The 9,709-nt window shown below is 42.2% G+C and carries 13 protein-coding genes; 11 read left to right on the top strand and 2 right to left on the bottom strand.

All coding sequences use genetic code 11. The features are described 5' to 3' along the window. On the bottom strand, positions 1-343 hold a 343-nt coding region (locus tag BM265_RS16370; RefSeq protein WP_177219620.1), incomplete at its 3' end, for an FUSC family protein. 201 nt (positions 344-544) lie between these two features. Here BM265_RS16370 and tnpA point away from each other — a divergent pair. Beyond that, the gene (gene tnpA, locus BM265_RS16365; RefSeq protein ID WP_074963064.1) at positions 545-1,012 is read left to right on the top strand and encodes an IS200/IS605 family transposase; all 468 of its coding nucleotides are present in this window, start codon (positions 545-547) and stop codon (positions 1,010-1,012) included. A gap of 90 nt (positions 1,013-1,102) precedes the next feature. Here tnpA and BM265_RS16360 read toward each other — a convergent pair whose 3' ends face one another. Beyond that, a complete protein-coding gene (locus BM265_RS16360; RefSeq protein ID WP_242940879.1) occupies positions 1,103-2,404 on the bottom strand; it encodes a GGDEF domain-containing protein in 1,302 nt (433 codons plus the stop codon). Between the two features lie 594 nt (positions 2,405-2,998). Here BM265_RS16360 and BM265_RS16355 point away from each other — a divergent pair. From BM265_RS16355 to BM265_RS16310, 10 genes are all read left to right on the top strand, one after another. After that, positions 2,999-3,484 (top strand): HD domain-containing protein, encoded by a 486-nt coding sequence (locus BM265_RS16355; RefSeq protein ID WP_074963063.1) that lies wholly within the window; start codon positions 2,999-3,001, stop codon positions 3,482-3,484. Between the two features lie 2 nt (positions 3,485-3,486). Then, a complete protein-coding gene (gene folP, locus BM265_RS16350) occupies positions 3,487-4,311 on the top strand; it encodes a dihydropteroate synthase (RefSeq protein ID WP_074963062.1) in 825 nt (274 codons plus the stop codon). Next, complete coding sequence (folK, locus tag BM265_RS16345) at positions 4,304-5,122, top strand: 2-amino-4-hydroxy-6-hydroxymethyldihydropteridine diphosphokinase (RefSeq protein WP_074963061.1); 819 nt, start codon at positions 4,304-4,306, stop codon at positions 5,120-5,122. Before folP ends, folK begins: the two co-directional genes overlap by 8 nt. Next, positions 5,119-5,610: a dihydrofolate reductase gene (locus BM265_RS16340; RefSeq protein WP_074963060.1), complete on the top strand. Its 492-nt coding sequence runs from the start codon at positions 5,119-5,121 to the stop codon at positions 5,608-5,610. Before folK ends, BM265_RS16340 begins: the two co-directional genes overlap by 4 nt. 510 nt (positions 5,611-6,120) lie before the next feature. After that, a complete protein-coding gene (locus BM265_RS16335; protein WP_074963059.1) occupies positions 6,121-7,017 on the top strand; it encodes an ACP S-malonyltransferase in 897 nt (298 codons plus the stop codon). Between the two features lie 161 nt (positions 7,018-7,178). Continuing rightward, entirely contained in the window at positions 7,179-7,481 is a 303-nt protein-coding gene (locus tag BM265_RS16330) for an acyl carrier protein (protein ID WP_074963058.1), read from the top strand. An 11-nt stretch (positions 7,482-7,492) separates the two neighbouring features. Next, entirely contained in the window at positions 7,493-8,209 is a 717-nt protein-coding gene (locus BM265_RS16325) for an enoyl-CoA hydratase/isomerase family protein (RefSeq protein WP_074963057.1), read from the top strand. Next, positions 8,206-8,622: an acyl-CoA thioesterase gene (locus BM265_RS16320; protein ID WP_074963056.1), complete on the top strand. Its 417-nt coding sequence runs from the start codon at positions 8,206-8,208 to the stop codon at positions 8,620-8,622. Before BM265_RS16325 ends, BM265_RS16320 begins: the two co-directional genes overlap by 4 nt. Continuing rightward, on the top strand, positions 8,603-9,010 hold the full coding sequence (locus tag BM265_RS16315) for a hypothetical protein (protein ID WP_074963055.1): 408 nt from the start codon (positions 8,603-8,605) through the stop codon (positions 9,008-9,010). Before BM265_RS16320 ends, BM265_RS16315 begins: the two co-directional genes overlap by 20 nt. Before the next feature lie 5 nt (positions 9,011-9,015). Beyond that, complete coding sequence (locus BM265_RS16310; RefSeq protein WP_074963065.1) at positions 9,016-9,708, top strand: enoyl-CoA hydratase/isomerase family protein; 693 nt, start codon at positions 9,016-9,018, stop codon at positions 9,706-9,708. Position 9,709: the final 1 nt, after the last annotated feature.

Below are 9,709 nucleotides of genomic sequence, written 5' to 3'. Positions count from 1 at the left end.
TATCAAGTACAACGGTCAGATAGATGACCGGTATGATCATAAGTGATGCCAGAAGATACACTCGCATAGCTTCGGTAATTCCGATGATACGCAACAGTAAGATAAATATCAATCCGTACAGAGCACCGATGAATGTACCTATGGAACGCTGTCCAGCATTGTGCTTGGCGGTATCTGAACTGGGCTGTAAGCACCAGAGTGCCGCAAGGGCGCTGTAGAATGGTATGCCATTACCTACGGGAAGATGCGTTCGTATATAATACACCATCATGCACAAAGCCACAGCAGCAGACGATTTGATTATCCTTGCTCCAATGGGCGGAAGTATTTTACGTGCTGTCATAGAACTCACCTCAAAACAAAAACGGCGCTGAATAAGCTCAGCGCCGTTGCTTAATTGGTGCTTTAGCGAAAATAAACCCCCGGTTCTACCGGGGGAGATAAAAAAGCTTCAGCAAGCGATTTAAAATAACCTCCGAGTATTATACAATAGTAAATGGTTTGGCGACCGCATTACTAAAGAAAATAGACGGAGGTTATAAGCATGAAGAACGAAATAAAACATTTGAGCCACTCGACATATAGGTGTCAGTATCATATAGTGTTTGCACCAAAATATCGAAGAAAAGTGATCTATGGACAAATAAGGGCAGACATAGGACAGATACTTAGAAAGCTTTGTGAGCAGAAAGGAGTAGAAATAATCGAGGCAAATGCAATGCCGGATCATATACATATGCTCGTAAGTGTTCCACCACATATAAGTATATCACAATTTATGGGATATATCAAGGGGAAAAGCACATTGATGATATTTGATAGGCACGCAAACTTGAAATACAAGTATGGAAGTCGTCATTTTTGGTGCAGGGGATATTATGTAGATACGGTAGGACGTAATGAAAAAGTAATCAAAGAATACATAAAGAACCAAACGGAAGAAGATTATATGGCAGATCAAATAAGTTTCAAAGAATACATGGACCCGTTTACGGGTAGTAAGAATAAGTAGGCAAAAAAAGACAGCCGCTTAAGCGGCTGCCAGTGATAGTAAATGCGATGCTAAACCTTCGTGTCCCTTTTAGGGGCTGTGCTGATTCAATCATTCATAGTACACCCTATTCCTGCCCTCGGATTTTGCGGTATACAAAGAATGGTCTGCACGAGCGAACCACGACTCGAGTGATTTGTCCTCGGAACGCAGTTCTGTCACGCCTATGCTGACGGTCAGAGTTCCGATTACCTCAAACGTCGAATCTTCGATATTTCTGCGAAGCTTTTCGGCAAGCTCACAAACCGAATCTTTCGTCTCGCCGTAAACGACTACGGCAAACTCCTCGCCGCCCCAGCGGCCTATCTCGACATTTTTGTCACTGAATGTATCCTTTATTATATTCGCAAGATTCACCAGAGTAGTATCGCCCACAGCATGACCGTAGTGGTCGTTTACGTTCTTGAAGTGGTCTATATCGAGTATCATAAGCCCCGTAGATGTGCCTTCTTTGCGGTACTTTTCTATAGCGTTTCGCATCTCGGCCTCGATACGTCCGTGATTGAACACTTTTGTCAGTGGGTCGGTAGAAGCAAGCTCCTCATACTGTTTCAGCGTTGCTTTCATCTGCATCGTTGTTTCATGGATATTCTGTACCATGTAAACGAAGCGGTAGTCGTCTTCGTTCGTTGTTTCCATACGACTGAATATCAGCTTTACCCATTGATAGATACCGTCGAGATTAACCATCTGAAGATCGAAGGATTCAACGTGCCCGGGCTTGAAGTGCGAACGCAGATAATCAGGGTCGGAGCGCTCCATAAATGTCGGACGATCTTCATCGGGAACCATATCCTTGATAGTTTCACGCCACTCGGAGTATTTTATCTGATAATTCAGCGGCTCGTTAGATATTTCCGTAAGTGCGACGCTGCTGGTCGTATCGCTAACAAGGTCGAACGCCATAGTAAATACATAGATATTGTTCTGTATCGAGCTTACTTTGTTCTCCGTTTCAGATTCCTCTTCATGAAGACGCTTATCAAGCTCATCAAGCAGGAAAAGATACTGCCCTTCTTCCTCCAGCGGAAGTATGGACATCTGTACAAGGCAAGGTATATCGTTTACTATCAGCTTCAGACGTTTGCTGTATTTCCCTGTGAACTTGCCCATGTTCGGTATAAACACATTATATACATCCGTGATCTTTCTGCCGTCCTCATAACGGTGGAACCAAAGCGTATGCACAAGGTCTACATAAGTGCCTTTATCTTCAAGAATATCGTTGAATACGCCCCTTCTCACAAGAGCGCGGTAAGTATCGGCTTTTTCATCTGCGACAACGACTGCGCTTACGGAGTTTCCGAAGTATTCAACAGCCTGTTCAAACGAGAAATCATTTATAGACATCATGCTACATCATCCCTTTTTAAGATTATATTGATTCATAGACTTTTTCTTCTTTTGAAGTGAATTTCAGTATGATTATAACACAAAACTTTATTTGTGTCAAGTATTATTGTTGTTCTTGCACAAATGTGGAGTTTTCGCTTTTTCCTAAATTGACAGATGAACTGCTTGATAATAAGCCAAGCGGATATGAGTGCTTTATCAAGTTTCTAAATGGCTCCAGGCGGTACAATTGCTTTTATATTTTGGCAAATAAACTACATTTTTATAGTGACCGAATAATACGATGCCCCGAAGCGGCACTTCGTGACAATAATTTTATGTGTTCTCCGTATTGGCAATTATGCGGGCAAACATCATTGTATTATTTCACTCCTATATACTAATTGCTGTAGAGATCTATTACACCGGAGACTGTTGTATGATCAATGCCTGTGCCGATATGTAAGCTGGTATGCAAGTGACGTAGTGAATGATTGTCCCTGAAAGGAAAATTACACTTCTCGCTGTTTCTTTTACGAAAATCAATGTTGCTATTTATATAGTTTTGTGTTATAATGTTAAAGTATAAATCTATTTATGGGACTGGTCAATGAAATGAAACTTGTATATGCCAACCGCATACTGAAAAACGAATACTATCAGGATCAGCTCCACAGAATGTGTGAGCTCGAAAAAGACAGGATCTTCTGTCGTCATAATATGGAGCATTTTCTTAACGTTGCAAGAATCGCAATGATTCTTTGCGGACAGAAAAGTATCAAGCTCTCTGCTGATATCATCTATTCAGCCGCACTTCTCCATGATATCGGCAGAATACAGGAGTATACCGATGGTATCGACCATGATGTTGCAAGTCAGACCATAGCAGCTGAGATACTTGAAAGCATAGATTGTCCGCAGGAAATCCGTAAAAAGATCATCAGTCTCATTGCAGGACATCGTAAAACAGATCTGCAGCCTGATACACCGGAAGCTATATTCAGTAAAGCTGATAAGCTCTCACGAAATTGCTTTGAATGTGATGCAAGGGCGCAGTGTAAATGGCAGAAAGATAAAATGAATTTGGAAATAGAGGTATAATAATGAAAATTGGCAAGAGAGAATTTGACACGGCAAACGAATGCTATATTATGGGTATTCTCAATGTTACACCTGATTCCTTCTCGGATGGCGGAAAGTTCAACAGCATCGAAAAGGCAATTTCTCATGCAGAGGAAATGATATCAGAGGGTGTTGATATCATTGATGTTGGCGGAGAATCCACAAGACCGGGATTTGTACGTATCAGCGATGATGAAGAGATAAGCAGGATAGTACCTGTTATTGAAGCGTTAAAAGCAAGATTCGATGTTCCTGTATCGATCGATACATACAAATACAAAGTCGCATCTGCTGCTGCAAAAGCAGGAGCTGATCTTTTCAATGATATTTACGGACTTAAATATGACAATGGTGAAATGGCAGAGTTAATTGCAAAGACAGGTCTGCCCTGCTGCCTGATGCATAACAGGGATGATATGAACTATAACTGCTTTATGGATGATCTTATAAAGGATATGCGCGATTCTGTTGAAATCGCTAAAAGAGCGGGCATCGCCGATGATTCCATTATTCTTGATCCGGGTGTTGGATTTGCAAAGTCTTTGGAAAACAATCTTGAAGCGATCGACCGTCTGGATATACTTAAAAATGAGCTGGGATATCCTGTACTGTTGGGTACATCCAGAAAATCAGTGATCGGACTTACGCTTGATCTTCCAAGTGATCAGCGCGTAGAGGGTACTATAGCAACGACCGTCGTAGGAGTTATGCGTGGTGCTGCATTTGTCCGTGTTCATGATGTAAAGGAAAATCTCAGAGCAGTTAAAATGACACAGGCGATAATGAGAGGATACAAGCGTGGATAAGATAAATATTGAAGAACTGAAGATATTTGCACATCACGGTGTTTTTGAACATGAAAATATAAACGGACAGAATTTCTATATCAATACTGCTCTGTATGTGGATACGGAAAAAGCAGGAATGAATGATGACCTTGAAAATTCAGTGGATTACAGTAAAGTTTGCGCACTGATTGAAAGGGTAATGACTGAAAATACCTACAAGCTGATAGAGACTGCCGCACAGAAAGTTGCTGAAGCAATTCTGCTGGAGTTTCCCCTTGTGAGAGCAGTGGATGTGGAGGTACGCAAGCCCGAAGCTCCTATAGATATGGATTTCAATTCCGTATCTGTTAAGATACACAGGGGGTGGCACAGAGTTCTGCTGTCTCTCGGTTCAAATATGGGTGAGAGCAGGGGATACCTGGAAAACGCCATTGAAAAGCTGCAGAAAAGTCATTATGTACGAAATGCAAAATGCTCGCAGCTTATTATAACAAAGCCTTACGGTTATACAGAACAGGATGATTTTGTGAACGGTGCGGTGATATGCGAAACGATGCTCAGCCCTCATGGATTGCTTGAATTTACGCAGTCCATAGAGAATGCGGCTGACCGTCGGCGTAAGATACACTGGGGCCCGCGCACGCTTGATGTGGATATTGTGTTCTATGATGATGAAGTGATTTCCGATACGGAACTGATAATTCCTCATCCTGATATGCACAACCGTAGATTCGTACTTGAACCTGCCGCTGAGATAGCACCCTACTACCGCCACCCAATATTCGGAAAGACAGTTTCACAGCTCCTTGCTGAGCTGCAAAAACAATGATATGCATTATCGCGGCAGTTGCCGCTAACGGTGTCATTGGATCAAATGGCAGTATCCCGTGGGATATTCCTGAGGACAGACAATATTTCAGAGATATAACTCAGGGCGGTGCTGTCATCATGGGCAGACTGACCTACGAGAGCATCGGAAGACTGCTGCCGGGAAGATACAATATCGTGGTTTCAGGTAGTACAGACTATACAGGCAGGATGCTCAAAACGGTTTCAAACCTCGATGAAGCCATCAAAGCAGCGGAAACGTACATTCATCGTAAAAGGGAAGGGCATATCTTCCTCTGCGGAGGAGCTGAGATATACCGACAGGGGCTCAGGTATGCGGATAAATTGTATCTCACCGAGCTTTATGACGAATATGAGGGCGATGTATATTTTCCTGAGTTCAGCCGTAATGAATTCAATTGTGTAAGCTGTGATGTACACAATGAGCTGAAACTCAGGTTTTGTGTATATGAACGCATAAAAAAATAATATCCCGGAGGTTCGTTGAACCGTATCATATTACATATGTTACATCAACGAAACTCCGCAATAAATAGTTTAAAAACGTCTCTTCTTAGAGGCGTTTTTTAATTGTAAATCAACTATCGTGAAGTGGTAAAATTAAGCTAAAATACTTATACGTTTTGAGCGAATGGCTGATGGGTATGGTAATTCAGCGAAATAGCACGAAAAAAATAATTATAAAGCATCACAGAAATGATATATATTTTAATCAAATTTTGGTGGTGTTGCAAAATTCGCGAAATTTCGCAATTTTTGCTTTGCATTTTTCTGAAAAAATGTTATAATTTATATACAGACATTTCATTTATAAATTAAAAATAGGAAATCTCTGCCTGATTAACGGATTCAATTATCGTATAAATTAATGTAAATGTAGCAATATATTTAATTGAGCATAAAGCAAACTTGTTCTGATTATATCATGAGTGAGTTACGCAAATCAAATCAATTTTATAATGATCTGGAGACTAACAAATGTTTAAAAAAGTATTTATGTTTAACGGTATCGGACCAAGTTATGAAAAGTTACTAGCAAAACTTACACCTGAGCTTATGGATAAATATTCATTCTATTACGAGACTGCTTGTACAAAGCTGGGACTGAATAAGGATATCGAAAAGAATCAGGGCTACGACTCGAAGATCGCGCAGTGGCTTGTGCCGTTCATTTGCGACAGGGTGATATATGAGTACTGCATCAGCAAAGGCATAACTCCTGATATCGGCATCGGCTACAGTTCAGGCATCGTAAGCGCAAGTGCCTGTTTTAAAGCGATACCTCACGAGGCTGCATGGGATATCGTAAAGTCTCATCGGTCTATGCTGATCGCGCTGGATGATGCTCATGAAGAACTTGATACTGGTATAATCGTGGGATTCTCCTATGATGATCTATCAGAACTGCTCAGCAAGGAGTTCTCAACGGATGAACTGGTCATAGGCAGTGGCAACTCCACATTCCACGCTATGATAAGCGGTAAATCAAGCGCAGTGGAAAAAGCTATCGAACTTTGCACCAATGAAGGAGCGCTGAAAGCTTTCCGATTGAATACAGGCACTGCTTTCCATCATTCCATAATGAAGAAGTACTCGATGGAATACATAGCTTATTGCAATGACCTTAAATACAATGATCCTGAGTACCCGATGATGTCTGTTTTCGATCTTTCTGTTCTCAGTAATGCTGAACAGGTCGCCCGTGAAAACCAGCTTAATGTGTACACTCAGATGCGTTGGGATCTTGCGCTTAAAGAACTGGAAAAGCTTGGAGCAACGGAGTTTTTCGATATAAGTGCAAACGGCTCGCTCAGTAAATTTTCAAGAGTGGGCAGAAAGTGTAAAATGTACACTTTCGATGACATTTGTTCTTGATCAGAACCTAGTTTGCTTTTAATTATATCCATGTTCGTTAAATATTTATCAATGTAACATTACAAAAGCTGCCGGGTGTGACTTTCAGTTTTCAAGCAGATAGCTCTGAAAGCCGAAAGCTGTACCTAACAGCAAAAATTCATTTATTGGAGGTTAACATAATGAGAGAAATTACAAACGAGATCAAAGTTGAGATCAAGGATATGATATTTGATTATTATGCAGAGGAGTGCGAAGTAGATAAGGCTTCCATCAATGAAAATACCAGTCTTCAGGATGATCTGGAGAGCGATTCACTGATGCTGGTAGAGCTTATCGAAATGACCGCTGATAAGTTCGATATGGACATCAAGCTTCAGAGCATCGGCAAATATATGCTGAAAACACCAATGAATACCATGAATGATGTTATAGATATGTTTTGTAAGGTATATCAGTACGGAAACGATATAGTTGAACAGTAAGAGGATAAGCGGTGAATTCAGTTTTATCAGAGATCCATTCCGAAGGCAGCATAGCATTACTCACCATTGAGAACGGTGCGAAGAACCTTATATCAGAGCCCGAATTCATTGAGCGTGAGAAGCTTCTTGCGTGGCTGGAAGATAATCCGCAGACTAAGGCACTGGTCATCACGGGAAAGGGCAGGCATTTTTCCCACGGTGCTGATGTGTCGTTGTTTGATGCGGCCAATGTAAGCAGTATTTCCGATAAGCTTAAAAAGGGGAGGAAACTGCTGGATACTATCGAGCATCTGCCGATAGTAACTGTGGCTGCCGTTAACGGAGGCTGCTTCGGCGGAGGGCTTGAAATAGCTATGAGCTGTCAGTTTCGCATAGCTTCATCTAAAGCACGTCTTGGACTTACCGAGGTCATTCACGGAGTAGTACCGGGTATGGGTGGAATGGAAAGGCTTTCACGGATCGTAGGCAGGGAAAAGGCTCTGCAAATGATCCTTCAGGGCGAAATGCTCTCCGCTGATAGGGCGCTCTCTATGGGACTTGTCACAAAAGTTACCGAGGAAAAGGACGCTCTTACGGAGGCACTGAAATTTGCTGAGGATATAGTTTCGTCAGTGAGTCTCACCCAGATAAATGCTGTGATAAATACTTTGAACCGTGCTGTTGACGGTCATTCTGACCCCTCATTCGGAGCATTTGAATCGACACTGGGGGAGGCTTTCGGAAAATGAGCAAATGTGTGTACAAACTGACAGTCAGGGGTTATGAACTCGACTCGTTCGGTCATGTGAACAACGCAGTTTACTTGCAGTACGCTGAAGCTGCACTCTGGAACTTCTTCAAAATAAACGGACTTTTGGAGTACACTCTTGATAGAAATATATTCCCCGTGCTTATGGAGTGTTCACAGAGGTATATGCACGAACTTAAACTGCTGGATGAGGTGCGAATCGAGTCCGAGTTCACTTCTGATGGCGATATGATTATCTGCAAACACAAGATCATTAACAACACTACCGATGTTCTATCCTGCAAAATAAAGGGTAAGATAGTTTTCGTAAACCATGAGAGAGTTATACACAGTATCCCTGATGAGGTACGGGAAATATTAGGGCGTGAGACAGATGAAGATCATAAAAAATGAATTATATACAGAAGTAAGCAAAGTAGATATGCTTTCAGAACTTACCAGTGCAGACCTCGGCGAGCCGTGCCTGCTCATTGTACATGATAATGGCAGTATGCGGGCAGGTGACGAAGCAGAAGTGGTCAGTTTCTTCTATGATCTGCCGTATATCACAGCGCTTGCATCTGATGAACCATATGCAGATATCGCAAAGTTTTTCGACATTGTGATACCTGCCGAAAAAGCCTGTGAATATGCGGAAAACCTGTTCAAGGACAAGACTGCATTTCAGATCAGGGAAATAACAAGCTGCTTTGTAACCGCGAGAAACGGCAGAATAAATGATATTCTTGATGCTGAATCAAGGGCATTTTACCGACTTATAAAACATATCGGCAGGGGGTGAGCATGATGAGTGATATCCTGCTAAATAACGAAAACGGGATACTATCCGTTGTGATGGATGCGCCAAAAAACAACCTTATGACCACTAAGTTCCATGATGAATTTGAGGCTGTTATGGAGAATGTTCAGGTGATAGCCGAGGGTGGCAGTATCAGAGGTATGATAATTCACGGCGGCGGAAGACATTTTTGCGTCGGCGCTGATGTTGATGCACTTAAAGAGCGCACTTCTAAGGATTTATACGACGTTGATACGGGAAAACTGCCGGAAAGCCACGTTACACAAAAGCGTCATTTCACATTTCTGCGTGATCTGCCATTCCCTGTAGTAAGCGTAGTTTCAGGATTCTGCATAGGCTCAGGCAGCGAGATCGCTCTGAACTGCCATTACAGGGTCGTTGAGAAAGGCGCAAGGATCGGTCAGCCTGAGTCTACATTCGGCATACTTCCGGGACTTGGCGGAATAGCCAGGACTATCGAACTTTGCGGTATGAAGAACGCCTATGAGCTTGTTATGACAGGCAGACTTTTTCAATCTGAGGAGGCTTGTGAGCTAGGCTGGGGAGATATCCTCACCGATAAAAAACAAGGCCTTGCCGAGGCTTATTCGCTTATTGACTTTATCTCGGAGGACTGCGGTGAATTCTCACCTGCGGACTACCGCAGATATATTACACTTTACAAGAACAAGGGGGAATGAC

This window comes from Hominimerdicola alba (assembly GCF_900112155.1).
Taxonomy (GTDB): domain Bacteria; phylum Bacillota; class Clostridia; order Oscillospirales; family Ruminococcaceae; genus Hominimerdicola; species Hominimerdicola alba_D.
Note: the sequence above shows the minus strand (reverse complement) of the source record. Positions and strands in the feature narration are given on the sequence as shown.